This is a genomic window from Herminiimonas sp. (assembly GCF_030645555.1).
GTDB lineage: Bacteria > Pseudomonadota > Gammaproteobacteria > Burkholderiales > Burkholderiaceae_D > Oxalicibacterium.
On the sequence record NZ_JAUSME010000187.1, the window covers coordinates 1 to 16,657 of the forward strand.

General features: G+C 57.7%; 11 protein-coding genes. 5 read left to right on the forward strand and 6 right to left on the reverse strand.

Features of this window, described 5'->3' with window-relative positions:
- The 4 genes from Q7T06_RS07235 to glnE all read right to left on the reverse strand — a co-directional run.
- Positions 1–1,751 (reverse strand): efflux RND transporter permease subunit (locus Q7T06_RS07235; protein ID WP_304782626.1); only part of this gene is annotated, 1,751 nt, incomplete at its 3' end.
- Positions 1,751–2,875 carry an efflux RND transporter periplasmic adaptor subunit gene (locus Q7T06_RS07240; protein ID WP_304782629.1) on the reverse strand — a complete coding sequence of 375 codons (1,125 nt, stop codon included), beginning with the start codon at positions 2,873–2,875 and terminating at the stop codon, positions 1,751–1,753. The genes Q7T06_RS07240 and Q7T06_RS07235, both read right to left, overlap by 1 nt.
- 105 nt (positions 2,876–2,980) lie before the next feature.
- On the reverse strand, positions 2,981–3,322 hold the full coding sequence (locus Q7T06_RS07245; RefSeq protein WP_304782633.1) for a hypothetical protein: 342 nt from the start codon (positions 3,320–3,322) through the stop codon (positions 2,981–2,983).
- A 305-nt stretch (positions 3,323–3,627) separates the two neighbouring features.
- Positions 3,628–6,348 (reverse strand): bifunctional [glutamate--ammonia ligase]-adenylyl-L-tyrosine phosphorylase/[glutamate--ammonia-ligase] adenylyltransferase, encoded by a 2,721-nt coding sequence (glnE, locus tag Q7T06_RS07250; RefSeq protein WP_304782636.1) that lies wholly within the window; start codon positions 6,346–6,348, stop codon positions 3,628–3,630.
- A 161-nt stretch (positions 6,349–6,509) separates the two neighbouring features.
- On the opposite strand from glnE, the gene Q7T06_RS07255 reads away from it, so the two are divergent.
- The 4 genes from Q7T06_RS07255 (at position 6,510) to aroG (ending at position 14,405) form a co-directional block, all read left to right on the forward strand.
- A complete protein-coding gene (locus Q7T06_RS07255) occupies positions 6,510–10,691 on the forward strand; it encodes a YhdP family protein (RefSeq protein ID WP_304782640.1) in 4,182 nt (1,393 codons plus the stop codon).
- The gene (locus tag Q7T06_RS07260) at positions 10,692–11,501 is read left to right on the forward strand and encodes a carbon-nitrogen hydrolase family protein (RefSeq protein WP_304782643.1); all 810 of its coding nucleotides are present in this window, start codon (positions 10,692–10,694) and stop codon (positions 11,499–11,501) included.
- Positions 11,502–11,589: 88 nt separating this feature from the next.
- The gene (tldD, locus tag Q7T06_RS07265) at positions 11,590–13,050 is read left to right on the forward strand and encodes a metalloprotease TldD (protein ID WP_304782648.1); all 1,461 of its coding nucleotides are present in this window, start codon (positions 11,590–11,592) and stop codon (positions 13,048–13,050) included.
- Between the two features lie 290 nt (positions 13,051–13,340).
- On the forward strand, positions 13,341–14,405 hold the full coding sequence (gene aroG / locus Q7T06_RS07270; protein WP_304782651.1) for a 3-deoxy-7-phosphoheptulonate synthase AroG: 1,065 nt from the start codon (positions 13,341–13,343) through the stop codon (positions 14,403–14,405).
- Between the two features lie 82 nt (positions 14,406–14,487).
- Here aroG and Q7T06_RS07275 read toward each other — a convergent pair whose 3' ends face one another.
- Positions 14,488–15,120, reverse strand: coding sequence for a TIGR02281 family clan AA aspartic protease (locus Q7T06_RS07275; protein ID WP_304782654.1), 633 nt, complete (start codon positions 15,118–15,120; stop codon positions 14,488–14,490).
- Between the two features lie 130 nt (positions 15,121–15,250).
- Positions 15,251–15,736, reverse strand: a complete 486-nt coding sequence (locus tag Q7T06_RS07280; protein WP_304782657.1) for a YajQ family cyclic di-GMP-binding protein — start codon at positions 15,734–15,736, stop codon at positions 15,251–15,253.
- Positions 15,737–15,893: 157 nt separating this feature from the next.
- Between Q7T06_RS07280 and murB the strand changes: the two genes are divergently transcribed.
- Positions 15,894–16,657: UDP-N-acetylmuramate dehydrogenase (gene murB / locus Q7T06_RS07285; protein WP_304782660.1), on the forward strand; the 764-nt coding region annotated here is incomplete at its 3' end.

A 16,657-nucleotide genomic window follows, 5' to 3' on the forward strand; every position in this document is an offset into this window, starting at 1 on the left:
GCCTGCTGGATTTTCAGATCAAGCGCGGCACTTTGTTCCAGGCTGATGGATGGCAGTTTTTCTATCCCTATGATGAGATCGCCTTCGTCCATCGTCGGCATGAAGGTCTTGCCGACCTGCGTATAGATCACGCCGGCAACCAGCAACATCAGCAGCGCGACGATAGCCACCATGCGTTGACTGCGCAGCCCCCAGGCAAGTGCCGGTTCATAGAGCGCCAGCAACTTGCGCGGCAACCACGGTTCTTCGTGACTGACTTCGCGCAGCAAATAGGATGCGACTACTGGAATGACGGTGAGTGATAACACCAGGGATCCTGCCAGCGCGAAGACGATGGTGAGCGCAACCGGCGCAAAGAATTTTCCTTCCAGCCCCTGCAGCGCAAGCAGCGGCAGGAACACCGTGATGATGATCAAAACCCCGGCCGTAACTGGAACAGCCACTTCACGCACTGCACGATAGATCGTATGCAGCCGCGGCAATTTGCCGACCGTGGGATCGGTAGCCAGACGCTGCACGATATTTTCGACCACCACCACGGCGGCATCGACCAGCATGCCGATCGCAATCGCCAGCCCGCCCAGGCTCATCAGGTTCGCCGACATGCCGAAGCTGCGCATCAGGATGAAGGTGATCAAGGCTGCCAGCGGGAGCACAAGAGCGACGGTCAAGGCCGCGCGTATATTGCCGAGAAATAAGGCAAGCAGTATGACGACCAGGACGGTTGCTTCCAGCAATGCAGAAGAGACTGCACCGACTGCCTTGGTGACCAGCGTGGAACGGTCATAAAAAGGCTTGATCTGCACGCCCTTGGGGAGCGTTGCCTGCAGTTCATCGAGCTTCTTGCGCACGCCTTCGATGACCTGTTGTGCATTGGCGCCGGCCAGCCCGAGGACCAGACCTTCGACCGCTTCCCCTTTGCCGCTTTGGGTCACCACGCCGTTGCGTGTGATGGTGCCTATCTTGACCTCGGCCAGATTGCCCAGGCGAACCGGTGATCCATCCTTTACGGCGACGACAATTGCGCGCAGGTCATCCAGATTCGTGATGCTGCCCTCACTGCGTACCAGCAGTACTTCATCGCCTTCGCCGAGCCGGCCCGCGCCGTCATTGCGGTTGTTGAGGCTGATCGCCTGCTTGAGCTGTGCCATCGTCACGCCGCTGGCTGCCAGCTTGATTTGATCGGGTACGACTTCAAAGGCGCGCACGACGCCACCAAGCGCATTCACATCGGCAATGCCGGTCACGGTACGCAGCGCGGGCCGGATGACCCAGTCCAGCAGACTGCGCCGCTCGGCCAGCGTAAGCCCTTCGCCTTCGACCGTAAACATGAACATTTCACCCAGCGGCGTGGTGATAGGCGCCATGCCGCCGGTGATGCCGGCCGGCAGGCTGTCGCTCAGCCCACCCAGGCGTTCGCTCACCTGCTGGCGCGCCCAATAGATGTCGGTGCCATCCAGAAAGTCTATCGTCACATCGACCAGGCCATACTTGGTGACTGAGCGCAGGTTCTTGGTTTTCGGGATGCCCAGCATTTCCACTTCTATCGGTACTGCAATGCGGCTTTCAACTTCTTCCGGCGTCATGCCGGGGGCTTTCATGATGACTTTGACTTGCGTGCTGGAGACGTCGGGGAATGCATCGATAGGCAAGCCGAGATAGGCATACCAGCCGGCAGCGGCGGTAATCAGCGTCGCTATCAGTATGATCAGGCGTTGCGAGAGGGAAAATTGAACGATACGGGCCAGCATTACTTGCTCCCCTTGCCGTCCAGCCACGCACCCTTGAGTGCCACCACACCGCTGACGGCGATGTGTTCGCCAGCCTTGAGCTGGCCCTGCATGCGTACCCGCTGCCCGGCGCTGGTCGTGATCGTTACCGGCCTGGCTTCGAAGCCATCCGACGTGCGTGCGAAGACATAAGCCTGCTTGCCGTCATGTGCCACCGCCGATAGAGGCACATCCCAGCTGCCTTGCATCGCCGCCACCGGCAATTCGACCGTCACGAATTCGCCCGGTCTGATTTGATCTGTCTTGCCCTCGATGGCCGCACGCAGCATGACTGTCTGGCTGCTGGAGGAGACGGTTGGGCTGGCGCTCAGGATGCGCGCCGTGATGTCCCGGCCTTGCACCTTGATTTTCGTTCCAGCCAGCTTGTGCGTATTTTCAGAAGCCGGTAGTTGTATATCGAGCCAGAGCAACTCGGTTTGCGCCACATTCATCAGTGCAGTTGCCGCCTCGATGCGCTGTCCCGGCTTGACTGAAATCTCGGTGACGATGCCGGCTTGCGTTGCGCTCAGCGTGATGCTGTCTTGCAGCTTGCCGGACGCTGCGATGCGTTCTATTGTCGTGGCCGACATGCCGCTCAAGCGCAGCATGGCCTTCGCATGGTTGAGTGCGGCTTCGCTTTCTTTCAATGCTGCCTGCGTTTCCTGTACCCGACGTTGTGGAATGATGCCTTCGTCAAACAGCTGCCGTTCGCGCTGCGCCGCTTGCCGTGCCAGGGTGGCACGGCTGCTCGCTTGCAACAACTGCAATTGCAGCTGGCCCAGTTCCATGCTGGCGATGCGTATCAGCGGTGTGCCAGGCTTCACTAGCTGGTTTTGCTGAACCAGCAATTGCGCTACCAGTCCCGTTACCGGCGAGCTGACTATCTTTTCCGCCGTGGGTGGAACGATGACCTGGGCAGGAAAAGTCGCTGTCATCGCATCGGATTGATTCTGCAATTGCATCGTTTGTATCCCCAGCGCCTGTATCTGGGGTGCGGCAACGCCAAATTTTGCCGGCCTGTCATTGGCCTGGGCCGCAGAGCTGAATGCGCATACAGCCAGCGCCGCCCACATGGTTAGCGGGAAGGGCGAATTTATTTTTTTCATAGATAACCTCGAGTTGCGCCAAACGGCGCAATAAGCATGAGCACGTCATTCAAGACGATGCTGAAAAGCCGTTAACGCCAAACTATGCGGCGTTAGATACAGCAATCAAATGCGGTAGCTGGTTCTCGGAGGACGAAATGGCGGGTGGTTCCGGGCTGGCGGCAAGGAGAGCAGATGCCACAGGATGGGGACGACGCGGGCTTGCGTGTCGACGAACATGCTGTGGCTGGAACTGCCGAGGAAAGGCAGCATGTGAGCCGCAGCATGCAGCAGCTGGTGCTCAGTTTTGTTCAGTGAATCCGAGCCAGCATTGTCGCTGGACTCAAGCTCAGGATGATCGTGATCGGCCAAGGCACCCAGCGTCTGGTTGCCATGGGTAAATCCATGCTTGAGCAGTTTCTGGTTAAAACTGTAGGCGCCCAGACTAGCCAAAAGAACGGCTAGCATGAACAGCGCTACGATTTTTTGTGTAGAGGCGCGCATCTTGTCACTGCACCGATCGGGCAACAGCCAGCATCGTCGCAGTTTGACGATGATGCAGGGCCTGGATGGTGAATTGCTGTTGATGTTTCATATTGACTATGCGGCTGCGCTTATGCCTGTTTGCCTGGGAAAATGGCAGATCTGTTGCGCATAATATCATGGCGGGAAGAAGGCCATCCCGCTCACACGCTCTCTGTGTGTGCGGGATTCTGCCTGGAGAGCAGAATCAATATGCCTGTTTATTAAAAAATGTCGGCTGACTGAATTGCCTATGCAAACACTGTATTCCACAATGCTGTTACCGCCGCAATCTCGCTCGCCACACGTTCTCTCTCAACCCGCGCCCGGTCGGCGCCCTGCAACCTGATCTGATGCTGCAATTTGCGGAAGGTGCGATAGGCATCGGCAACCGTTCCCGACAGCGCCGGATTGATCAAGCCCAGCTCGCCGCATAATTTCAGCAAGGAGAAATTTCCGATATCGCCGGTCAGGCGCGGATGTTGTGCGGCATCGCGCAGCACCAGGAATTGCACCATGAATTCGATATCGATCATGCCGCCGGTATCGTGCTTCAGGTCGAACAGTTCGCTGCGATTCGGATGCGCATCCTGCAGCTTTTTGCGCATTTCCAGCACTTCCTGTTTCAGCGTGGCCGGATCGCGCGGCTGGCGCAGGACATTTTCGCGGATCGCTTCGAAGCGTGCGCCTATCTCGCTGTCGCCGGCACAGAAGCGTGCCCTGGTCAGCGCCTGGTGTTCCCATAGCCATGCCGAGGTGGTCTGGTATTTTTCGAATGAAGACACGGTGGAAACCAGCAAGCCGCTGGCGCCGTCCGGCCGCAGTGCGATATCGACATCGAACAGTATCCCTGCTGGTGTATGCGAAGTCATCCAGGTGATAAAGCGCTGGGCCAGTTTGGCATATAGCGCGGGAGCGTCCGGGTGATCGTCGTCGTACAGGAAGATGACATCGAGATCGGAGGCGTAGCCGAGTTCCTTGCCGCCCAGCTTGCCGTAGGCGATGACGGCAAATTTCGGCTCTTCGCGATGGCGGTTCGGCAGCATGGCCCAGATCGCATGCATCGTTGCGGCCACCAGCCGGTCTGCCAGTTCCGATAGATGATCGGCCAGGCGTTCCACGCTCAGGTCGCCGACCAGATCCTGCGCCAGCAGGCGTATCAATTGTGCGTGATGCATTTCGCGCAGCACATCCATTTGTCGCTCGGTATCGCCCGGTGTTTCGTCTAGTTGTCGCTGGCAGTCGCGCGCAAAGGCATCCCAGTCCGGCGCAGCTTTCAGCGTCCGGTCATCCAGCAATTCATCGAGCAAAAGCGGATGCCGCGTCAGGTATTTGGCAGCCCAGTCGCTGGCGGCGATCATGCGGATCACGCGTTCCAGCGCGTGCGGATATTCAGTCAACAAGGCAAGATAGGCGGCGCGGCGCGCAATCGCTTCGAAGAAATCCAGCAGGCGACCCAGTGTGCTGGAGCGCGACTCCGTCACTTTGGCAATAATAGGCAGGGAAGCATTCACCAGCGCGACCAGTTTGTTGCGGCTGGCTTCCGGCAGCATTTGTAGCCGTGGTGTATGCCAGGTGGCCAGCAGGCGTTTGGCGGCATCCGACGCCTGGTCAAACGACAGGCTGGTCAGGTAGGCTTCGATCGCCTGTTCGCTGTCGGTGTCGCTCAGTACCGCACTCAGTTCTGCATCGACGTCATCATCGGATGCCTGATCGTTTTTCTTGTCCTTGAAAATTTCATCGAATTGCGTGGCCACCAGCGCGCGCTGCACTTCCAGTGCGGCCAGCAAGGCCGGCACATCATCAAAGCCCATCATCTGTGCAATGATCAGGCGGTCGGCTTCATTGGCCGGCAGCGTATGCGTTTGCGCATCGTCGAGGTATTGCAGCCGGTGTTCCAGATTGCGCAGGAAGGTATAGGCATGCAGCAGTTGTGCGACCACTTCAGGCTTGAACAACTGCTTTTCCGCCAGGGTGTGCAGGGTAGTGCGCGTCGAACGATCGCGTAATGCCGCATCGCGCCCGCCACGGATCAGCTGGAATACCTGCGCCAGGAATTCGATTTCACGTATCCCGCCGCGTCCCAGCTTGACGTTGTTGCTGCGATCCGGATGACGCGCTTCCTGGCGCGTCACTTCGGCACGAATCTGCGCATGCATGTTGCGGATCGCATCGATGGAGCCGTAATCCAGATAGCGGCGATAGACGAAGGGCCGGATGATTTTTTCCAGCGCCTCGATATCGGATGGGCGACCGGTCAGCGCACGCGCCTTGACCCAGGCATAACGTTCCCATTCGCGGCCCTGCACGATCAGGTATTCCTCGACCATGTTGAAGCTGGCTACCAGCGGGCCGGAGACGCCGTTTGGGCGCAATGCCATATCGACGCGGAAGGTAAAACCGTCTTCGGTGATTTCCGATATCGCGGCAATCAGCTTCTTGCCGACCCGGGTAAAAAATTCATGGTTAGACAGCGGCCGCTGTTCCGGCGTAGTGGTGACGGTGTCGCCATCTTCCGCATAGACAAAGATCAGGTCGATATCGGACGACACATTCAGTTCGCCGCCACCGAGCTTGCCCATGCCGAGCACGATCATTTCCTGCGCTTCGCCCGATTCTTCGCCGGTCGGCGTGCCGTGCAGCGCAATCAGGTCCGACGTGATGGCGGCCAGATGGGTTTGCACCGCGAAATCGCCGAAGGCCGACATCGTATCGACCACTTCCGCCAGATCGGCCTGGCCGCCGAGATCGCGCTGGATCAGGGTGGCGATGACCAGATTGCGCAAACGTCGCATGGCCGCCGGCAGCGAGGCGCCGGCAGCGGTTTCATTTTGTAAAATGCGAGCGAAGGCGGCCGAGTTCAGGGATAATCTGGCGGCTTCTGCGACCTTCTGGGCCCGGCTTTCGTCGGCATTGATCCATCGGGTATAGAAACGGGAAGCAGCGATATGAGTGAAAGGTAAGTTCGTCACGGGCTTGAGAGAGTATCCTAGAGGTTCTTGGGAGCCAAGCGCACAAGGCGCTGCTTGAACTGGTGTGATCCGATTGCTTGTCAGCTTGTTTTATTCTACGCGAAGTCGACTTACCGAATTATTGATTGATGCCTACAGATCAGCACCTACCTGCACAAACCATGACCGCCAACCGGCTGCGGCTATGCTGGCGTACGCTGCAGGCATCGCTGCGCCACATCAATAACGCCAGCCACCATGCATTAGGCTGGCTGCTGAAGCTGCTGGTGCTGGCTTACTTTATTTTCTGTGCGCTCTTCCTCACCTTGCGCTATGCGGTGTTGCCGCAGATAGCCAGCTATCGCGTCGATGTCGAAAATGTCGCCAGTCAGGCGATCGGACGGCGTGTAGCTATAGAGACGATTGCCGCTTCCTGGCATGGCTTGCGGCCCCATCTGTCGCTGGGCAATGTCATCATCTATGACAAGGATGGCTCCGCCGCATTGCAATTGCCCACCGTCTCGGCCACGGTTTCATGGTGGTCGGTCCTGATTGCCGACCTGCGCCTGCATCGCCTCGAAATCGACCGTCCGGATCTGGATATCCAGCGCGACGCCCAGGGCAATTTTTATGTTGCCGGTTTACTGCTCGATCTCAAGCAGGCTGGCGATGGCAGGGCTGCCGACTGGGTATTGTCGCAGCGGGAAATCAGGATCAACAACGGGCAGCTGCGCTGGCAGGATCATGTGCGGCAGGCGCCGGAACTCTTGCTCAGCGATGTCGATGTGGTGTTGCGTAACGATGGACGACGCCATCAATTCGGCTTGAAGGCGACACCGCCAGGCACGATTGCCGCACCGCTGGATGTGCGCGCCGAATTCGATCACCCGCATTTTTCACAAAAAATTTCCGACTTCACGCGCTGGACCGGCCAGCTCTATGTGGATTTGCGCAATACCGACCTCGCGGCCTGGAAAACCTATCTCGATTTCCCCTTCGACCTGCAGCAAGCCAAGGGATCGATGCGGGCCTGGCTGGCATTCGATCATGCGCGGGTAGCCGATTTCACTGCGGACTTGAGCTTGTCGGATGTCTCGGCGCAGCTGGACAAGCGCATGCCGCCGCTGGAACTGACGACTGCGAACGGCCGTGTGTCGGTGCGCGATACGCTGGACGGCAGCGTAGCTGACGGCACGCCGACTTTCGGCCTGCAGGGACACACTATCTCTGTCGTCAATTTTTCGCTGCAAACCAAAGATGGCCTGGTCTTGCCGAAAACCACGATGAGTGAACGCTATATCGCGGCTAAAAAAGGCGTGCCGGAACGCACCGAAGTGCAGGCCACCTTGCTCGATTTGCAGGCATGGACAAATTTTGCCGGCCGCCTGCCCTTGCCGGCCACCCAATTAAAGCTGCTGGAGGATTTTGCCCCGCGTGGCTTGCTGAAGAATTTTTCGGCGCAATGGCAAGGGGCGTACCCGGATATTTCATCCTACAAGGTAAAGGGCGATTTCAGCGGCCTGTCCCTGAACTCGCAAGCTGCCCGTGCGGCACGGCCGGCCATTGCTGCGGTGCCGGCGCAGGCCGCCGTCGCGGCCATTCCCGGTTTTGAAAATGCATCCGGCCATATCGATGCCGACAGCCAGGGCGGTACGCTGCTGCTGGCATCGGAGCATTTGAAGCTTTCCTTGCCGAGTTATTTTGCCGAGCCTGATGTGTCCTTCGATACCTTGAAGATGGATGCGAAGTGGGCGTTGCAAAAGAATGGGCAGTTGCTGCTGAACCTGAAGAAAATGAATTTTGCCAAGGATGGCTTGAACGTTGCATTGTCCGGCAGCCACGTGATGCCGATGGACAAGCAGGCATCGCATGCGCTCGGCACCATCGATTTGAGCGGGAGTGTGTCGGGACTGGAATTGAACAAGGTCGGCAACTATCTGCCTTTGAGCATGGGTTTGCATTTCCGCGAATGGCTGGGCAATGCACTGGTCGGCGGTACGCTGCAGGATGGCCGCATCAAGCTGAAGGGGGATTTGAACCATTTTCCTTTCCATGCGCAGAAGGCTGGCGAAAAGCCGAAAGGCGAATTCACTTTCAACGGCAGGATAGACAACGGCAGCCTGAACTATGCGCCGGGCATGTTCGGCAAGGATGGCAAGGCGCCGCTGTGGCCGCTGCTGGAAAAAGTCAAAGGCACGATAGTCTTCGATCGCACCCGCATGGAAATCAAGGGTGAAAGCGGCCAGACGCACGGCGCTGAAGTATCGAATGTCAAGGCGGTGATACCCGACTTGCTGGCGGCCGAACCGGTGCTCGAGATCGATGGCAATGCGGCGGGAACCCTGCAAGACCTGGTGCAGTACACGGTAGACAGTCCGGTCGCGACCTGGATAGGTCACTTCACCGATGAAACCAGGGCCACCGGCAATGCGACGCTGGCGCTCAAATTGAAATTGCCCTTGAATCAGCTGATCGAATCCAAAGTGCAGGGCGTGCTGAAATTCGCCGGCAACAATGTGACTTTGCAAAATGCGATTCCCACCCTGATGCAGGCTAACGGCCAGCTGGAGTTCGATGAACAGGGCTTGACGCTCAAAGGCATCAAGGCCAGTTTCCTCGGCGGGCCGTTGACGGTTACAGGCGGCACGCAAAAAGACGGCAATATCCTGATCAAGGCAGACGGCACCCTGTCTGCCGCCGGTTTGCATAAAACCTACCCGGCGCCCGGGATGCAGAAGCTGATAGACCGGATCAGCGGCAGCACACGTTTTGGGGTTGCCATCAGCGTCAAGAACAAGCGCGTCGAAATGCTGGTTGACTCCAATCTGCGCGGCCTGGGCCTGGCTTTCCCGGCGCCGTTGCGCAAGGCTGCCAAGGATGCCTTGCCGCTCAAAATAGAACAGGCCAGCCTGCCATCGGATAATCCGGCAACGATGCGGGACGGCATCAAGCTTGCACTGGGCTCGTCTATAGTCGCCAGTTATCTGCGCGAGAAAAGTGCGACCGATATCGCTGCCGCCTGGCGCATCGTGCGCGGCGGCATAGGCGTCAACACGCCAGCGCCGGAACCGGATAGCGGTTTGAATGTCAATGTGAGCCTGCGTTCGCTCAACATAGATGAGTGGATCAGCGTCACTTCGTCGATTACTGCAGTCGGCACGCAAAAGAAAGCGGCAGACCCGTCGGACGCACTCAATATCGCGCAATACGTCGAGCCGAATGTGCTGTCGGCGCGTGCCAATGAGTTGTTTGTGATGGGCAAAAAATTTGATGAAGTGGTGGTCGGCGTCTCGCATGACACCAACGTCTGGCAGGCGAATATTGATTCGGCGCAGGCATCGGGTTACCTGACGTGGATAGAATCGTCGTCGGGCCGTGGCCTGGGTAAAGTCACGGCACGTCTGACCTCGCTGGTGGTGCCGAGAAGCGCCGACACTGACGTCAAGGATTTGCTCGAAAATGTAGACACCTCGACTGAAATGCCGGCGCTGGACGTGGTCTCGGAGAATCTGGAATTGTTCGGCAAAAAGCTGGGACGCCTCGAATTGATCGCGCATTATGTGCGTGCGACGGAAGGGCGCGAATGGCGCATCAGGAATCTGTCCCTCGCCAATGCCGATGCCACGTTGACGGCAAAGGGAAGCTGGCTGGTGAAAAACGGCGGCAATGTCTCCAGCCTGGACTACCGCCTGAACATCACGAATGCCGGCAATCTGCTCAACCGTTTCGGCTTTGTCGATGTGCTGCGCGGCGGCAAGGGAAAAATGGATGGCGACATCAGCTGGAAAGGCTTGCCGTTTGCGCTTGACATACCCAGCCTGACCGGGAATATCAATATCGATGTCGAATCCGGCCAGTTCCTGAAAGTGGATCCGGGTGCGGCCAAATTGCTGGGCGTGCTGAGCCTGCAATCGTTGCCGCGCCGCTTGACGCTGGATTTCCGCGATGTGTTTTCCGAGGGCTTTGCCTTCGATGGCATCACCGGCACTGCACGCATAGCCAATGGCGTGGCGACGACCGATAACCTCAAGATGCGCGGCGTCAGTGCGACGGTATTGATAGACGGCACCGCGGACATCGCCAGGGAATCGCAGAACCTGCGCGTGGTGGTAATCCCGGAAATCAATGCCGGCGCGGCATCGGTCGCCTATGCGCTGGCGATCAATCCGGTGATCGGGATCGGTACCTTCCTGGCCCAGCTGTTCCTGCGTGAACCCTTGATGAAGGCATTCACGTTTGAATACACGATTACCGGAGCGTGGAAAGACCCGAACGTCACCAAGGTAGAGCGCAAGCTGGAGCCAGCGCCGGCCACGTCTGTCAAGCCGGTCTCGCGGCTCACTGAAACAAATACGGAGGGATAGATGACGCATACCCTGACGCGCGTGGCGGCGATACAAATGGTTTCCACCCCGGTGCCGGAAGAAAATATCGCAACGGCCAAACGCCTGATTGCAGATGCTGCGCGCCAGGGCGCAGAGCTGATTTTGCTGCCGGAATACTGGGCCGCAATGGGCATGCATGAAAACGACAAGCTGGCTCTGGCCGAGCAGATGGATGCCGGCCCGATCCAGGACTTCATGGCCGATGCTGCGCGCGAACATCAAGTCTGCCTGATAGGCGGCACGCTGCCACTGGCGACGCCGCTGGCCGGCAAGGTATTGAACACGATGATGGTCTATAACCCGGCCGGCGAGCGGGTCGGGCGCTACGACAAGATGCATTTGTTCAGTTTCAGCAAGGGTGAGGAATCGTACGATGAGGCGCGCACGATAGTGCACGGTACTGAAGTCGCGACTTACGAGGCGCCGTTCGGCAAGGTCGGTTTATCCGTTTGCTACGACTTGCGTTTTCCCGAGCTGTATCGGGCGATGGGCGAGTGCGCATTGATCGTCGTGCCAGCTGCCTTCACGCATACGACCGGCAAGGCGCACTGGGAAATCCTGTTGCGCGCGCGCGCAATCGAAAACCAGTGCTATGTGCTGGCAGCAGCCCAGGGTGGACGCCATCCCAACGGCCGCACCACCTGGGGACACAGCATGCTGATCGATCCGTGGGGCGAGATCAATGATGTATTGCCAGGTGGCGAGGGACTGGTAATCGGCGATATTGAAGCCCATCATTTGGCGGGCATACGCGAAAATCTTCCTGCTTTGAAACACCGCAAGTTATAGCGCTGGTGGCCGCTTCGGCCAGATGCTCTACAATTCGTTATCCGAATCAATTTTGTTCGCGCATCAAAGCGCGGATGGCAAAGACACAATGACCCCATTTGAACCAAATCTGAAAACCCTGGCCGTCGCGCGCGATGTATTGCTGACGCCTTTCGGCCTCGATGAATCCATCCTGATCAAGACTCTTGGAACGATGTTTACGCATCGCGTCGATTACGCAGATTTGTACTTTCAATTCACCAAGAGCGAAGGCTGGAGCCTGGAAGAAGGCATAGTCAAGACCGGCAGCTTTTCTATCGATCAGGGTGTCGGCGTACGCGCAGTCTCGGGCGATAAAACCGCATTTTCCTATTCGGATGAAATTTCTGAACGTGCATTGATCGAAGCGGCAACGGCGACGCGCACGATTGCGCGCCAGGGCGCAGGCAAGATCAAGGTCGCATCGGCGATACAGCAAGTGGGCGGACGCGATTTGTATTTGCCGCACGATCCGCTGACTTCGCTGGACGCGACAGAGAAAGTAAAGCTGCTGGAAAAGATAGAACGCATCGCACGCGCCAAGGATCCTCGCGTGGTGCAGGTGATGGCTGGTCTGGCCGGCGAATACGATGTGGTGCTGGTGGTGCGCAGCGATGGCGTGCTGGCCGCGGATATCCGCCCGCTGGTGCGCGTCTCGATTACCGTGATTGCGGAACAGAATGGCCGGCGCGAAATGGGTTCCAGCGGCGGCGGCGGTCGCTACAGTTATGGTTATTTCAGCGATGAATTGCTGGAAAAATACGCGAGTGAAGCAGTCGCCTCGGCGCTGGTCAACCTCGAAGCGCGTCCGGCGCCTGCCGGCCCGATGACCGTCGTGCTCGGACCTGGCTGGCCGGGCGTGTTGCTGCATGAAGCGATCGGTCACGGCCTGGAAGGCGATTTCAATCGCAAGGGTTCGAGCGCCTTCTCCGGCCGTATCGGCGAGCGTGTTGCCGCCAAGGGCGTGACGGTGGTCGATGACGGTACCATTGCCGATAGACGCGGTTCATTGAACATCGATGATGAAGGCAATCCTACGCAGTGCACGACTTTGATCGAGGACGGCATACTCAAGGGTTATATCCAGGACACGATGAATGCGCGCCTGATGAAGATGCCGGTCACCGGCAACGCACGTCGCGAATCGTTTGCCCACTTGCCGATGCCACGCATGACAAATACCTACATGCTGGGCGGCGACAAGGATCCGGCGGAAATCCTGGCCTCGGTGAAAAACGGTTTGTATGCGGTGAACTTCGGCGGCGGCCAGGTCGATATCACGAACGGCAAATTCGTCTTCTCGGCCAGCGAAGCCTACATGATAGAAAACGGCAAGGTCACCTATCCAGTCAAGGGTGCGACGCTGATCGGCAACGGTCCCGATGTGCTCAATCGCGTCTCGATGATAGGCAATGACATGCGCCTCGACAGTGGCGTCGGCGTCTGCGGCAAGGAAGGGCAGAGTGTGCCGGTCGGTGTCGGCCAGCCTACCTTGCGTATAGATGGCGTGACGGTAGGCGGCACGGCTTGAGTTTTGTTGGCATTCAATTCATGATTTGCGTGTATGACGACTGATTTTCAAAGCTTTTCTTGCCAAATCAACTGATTTATTGCAATATTATCGACAGATAAAACAGAAACCAGTACAGACATGACTGCCACGCGCTTCCAATTTTATTTTTACTTTAGCTATTCCAGCCCAACGGCGGTGGAGAAGCGGTAAGCGCGCAGGTAAAAAAGCTTAAACCGAAATTCTTTAAAAAACCGCCCGCGATGGCGGTTTTTTATTTTTGCAGAATAGATATTTTGACTGGAGAAAACATGCCACGCACAGATGATTTACGGATACGAGAAGTGAAAGAACTGATAACCCCGGCGCATTTGATCCGCGAGCTTGGTGTCTCCGAAAAAGCCGAGACGACTGCGGCCGATGCGCGTATTGCGCTGCACAGGATATTGCACGGCCAGGACGATCGCCTGATGGTGGTGATCGGGCCATGCTCGATACATGACACCAAGGCCGCGATGGAATACGCCAACCGCCTGATCAAGGAACGCCAGCGTTTTGCCGGCGAACTGGAAATCGTGATGCGTGTCTATTTCGAGAAGCCGCGTACCACGGTCGGCTGGAAAGGCTTGATCAATGATCCATACATGGACAACAGCTTCCGCATCAATGAAGGCTTGCACATGGCGCGCGAGCTGCTGTTGCACATCAACGAGCTGGGCTTGCCGGCAGGGACGGAATTCCTGGATGTGATCAGTCCGCAATACATCGCCGACCTGATCAGCTGGGGCGCAATCGGCGCCCGCACGACAGAATCGCAAGTCCATCGTGAACTGGCTTCGGGCCTGTCTTGCCCGGTCGGTTTCAAGAACGGCACCGATGGCAACGTCAAGATTGCCGTCGATGCGATCAAGGCGGCATCGCAACCGCATCATTTCCTGTCGGTGACCAAGGGCGGCCATTCCGCCATCGTGTCCACGCTGGGCAATGAAGATTGCCACGTCATCCTGCGCGGCGGCAAGACGCCTAACTACGATGCTGCCAGCGTGGAGCAGGCTTGCAAGGATATCGCTGCCAATGGCCTCGCATCGCGCCTGATGATAGATACTTCGCATGCCAACAGCTCGAAGAAACCGGAAAATCAAATCCCGGTCTGCGCCGATATCGCCCAGCAGGTTGCCGCTGGCGATACGCGCATCGTCGGTGTGATGATCGAATCGCATCTGGTCGCCGGTCGCCAGGATCTGATACCAGGCAAGGAACTGACTTATGGCCAGTCGGTGACTGATGGCTGCATCAGCTGGGAACAGAGCCTGGGTGTGCTGGAAGGCTTGGCGGAAGCAGTCAAGCAGCGCCGCCTCAAGGATCCGGACGCCTGATATCCGGCATCAGACAGCATTACCCGGCATCAAATAAAAAACGGGCACTGAATTCAGTGCCCGTTTTTTATTGCCAGCGATTTTAAAATCGCTTGGTCAAGACCATCTGCTCGCCTTCACGCCGCATCTCGGTACGGTTCAGGAAAGACATGCCGAGCAAGGCAAAGCTGAGTCCGCTTTCCTGCACCAGCGCATCGACCTGATTCAATGTGATGTCGCCTATCTTGACCGAGTTCAGCATCACCTGGTAAGCCGGGACGGTGCCGTTTGCCGTGTTGACGTAGGCAATCTGGCCCTTCTTGTAATCTATGCCCAGGCGTTTTGCATCCGATGCCGGCAAGGCAATCAGCGAAGCGCCGGTATCGACCAGCATGCGCATCGTGCCGCCATTGATTTGTCCCTGCACCATGAAGTGTCCGCGACCATCGGCTTGCAGCGTCACGCTGCTGGCGCCGGATGGCGCAATGCGGTTCACGTGCCCGCCTATGTCTATGCGCTGCTTTTTGCCGTCCGCATCGAAGGTGGCGGTGCTCTGGTTGACGTCCACCAGCTTGATGCCGGAGGTGACCGTATTGCCGACAGAATAGGTCTTGGGCGAGCCGCCATCGATGACCAGCACGGCCTTGCCAGGGAAGAGGCCAACCACGCTGATATCGGCCGCCTGGACTTGCAACGCGACGCAGCAAAGGAAGGGGGCGAACAGCGCTAGTCTCATGGCAGGACTCGATGTTATTGAAACAATGATTCTGTCACGAAATGCCGGCACTTGGTCAGGAAAAGCCGGACGGAGCAGGAAACTGTCGCGCAAACGGCCCGCCCGGATGACTTGCCGCTGGCGCCAGCAATCAGTCGCGGAAGTTATTGAATTCCAGCGGCAGATCGGCCACTTCCTTGCGCAATAATGCCATCGCATCCTGCAAGTCGTCGCGCTTGGCGCCGGTCACGCGCACCGCATCGCCCTGGATGCTGGCTTGCACTTTCAGCTTGCTGTCCTTGAGGATGCGCACGATTTTCTTCGCGGCTTCGGTTTCTATGCCGTTCTTGATCTTGACGACTTGCTTGACCTTCTCGCCGCCGATTTTTTCTATCTTGCCGCGATCGAGGAAGCGCACGTCAACAATGCGCTTGAACAGCTTGTTGGTCAGCACGTCCAGAACCTGATTCAACTGGAATTCTGAATCTGCATACGCAGTCAGATCGCGCTCTTTTTGCTCGACGCGGGCATCGCTGCCCTTGAAGTCGAAACGGGTCGTGATTTCTTTTCCTGCCTGATCGACAGCATTCTTGACTTCGACCATATTGGCTTCAGAGACGGTATCAAAAGACGGCATGATGATTTCCTTTTTTATTGCATGGCTCGCGGCAGATGCCGGCGAAACGCCAGATGGTTGATACAGATGGTGCATCCAATTCGTCCGCCATTCTAACGGACAAAAAACCAGCAGGGTAGGCCTGCACCGGGGTAGAGCAGAGATATAATCGGCGACTATGGCTCATTCCCTCCCGATTCAGTACGATTTTTCCCTGCGCAAGCACAATACCTTCGGGGTCGAGGCCAGCGCGCATGCGTATCTGCCGGTTACGTCGACTGATATGCTGGTTGCAGTTAAAAGCGACGCCACGCTGGCAGCCCTGCCGCGCCTAGTGCTTGGCGGCGGCAGCAATATTTTACTGACCAGGGATTTCCCCGGCCTGGTGCTGCATATGGAAACCAGGGGCATGGCCATCATCGGTGCAGATGAAGAGGCGACCTATGTGCGTGCCGCCGCCGGTGAGAGCTGGCATCAGTTCGTGCTATGGACGCTGGCGCAAGGTTTGGGCGGACTGGAAAACCTCTCGCTGATACCCGGCAGCGTGGGTGCCGCACCGATACAGAATATCGGCGCCTACGGAATAGAGATCAAGGACAGGTTCCACGCGCTTACGCTGTTTGATTTCGAGACTGGCGAGCAGGTGACGCTCGACAAGGATGCATGCATGTTCGGCTATCGCGACAGCGTGTTCAAGCATCGTTTGCGCGACCGGGCCGTGGTGCTCGATGTGACGTTTTCCTTGCCTAAGAAATGGCAGCCGGATCTGCGCTATGCAGATGTGACGCAGGAACTGGCGGCGCGCAAGATTACAGAGCCGACCGCACAAGACATCAGTGCGGCAGTAATTGCGATACGCAGCCGCAAATTGCCGGACCCCGCCGTGATCGGCAATGCCGGCAGCTTCTTCAAGAACCCGGTAGTCACAACAGTGCAACGCGA

Bases quoted from the DNA above. Each gene is read 5' to 3' on its own strand.
- Q7T06_RS07240 (WP_304782629.1), bottom strand. From the start codon at position 2,875: ATGAAAAAAATAAATTCGCCCTTCCCGCTAACCATGTGGGCGGCGCTG.
- Q7T06_RS07245 (WP_304782633.1), bottom strand. From the start codon at position 3,322: ATGCTAGCCGTTCTTTTGGCTAGTCTGGGCGCCTACAGTTTTAACCAG.
- Q7T06_RS07255 (WP_304782640.1), top strand. From the start codon at position 6,510: ATGACCGCCAACCGGCTGCGGCTATGCTGGCGTACGCTGCAGGCATCG.
- Q7T06_RS07260 (WP_304782643.1), top strand. From the start codon at position 10,692: ATGACGCATACCCTGACGCGCGTGGCGGCGATACAAATGGTTTCCACC.
- tldD (WP_304782648.1), top strand. From the start codon at position 11,590: ATGACCCCATTTGAACCAAATCTGAAAACCCTGGCCGTCGCGCGCGAT.
- aroG (WP_304782651.1), top strand. From the start codon at position 13,341: ATGCCACGCACAGATGATTTACGGATACGAGAAGTGAAAGAACTGATA.
- Q7T06_RS07275 (WP_304782654.1), bottom strand. From the start codon at position 15,120: ATGAGACTAGCGCTGTTCGCCCCCTTCCTTTGCTGCGTCGCGTTGCAA.
- Q7T06_RS07280 (WP_304782657.1), bottom strand. From the start codon at position 15,736: ATGCCGTCTTTTGATACCGTCTCTGAAGCCAATATGGTCGAAGTCAAG.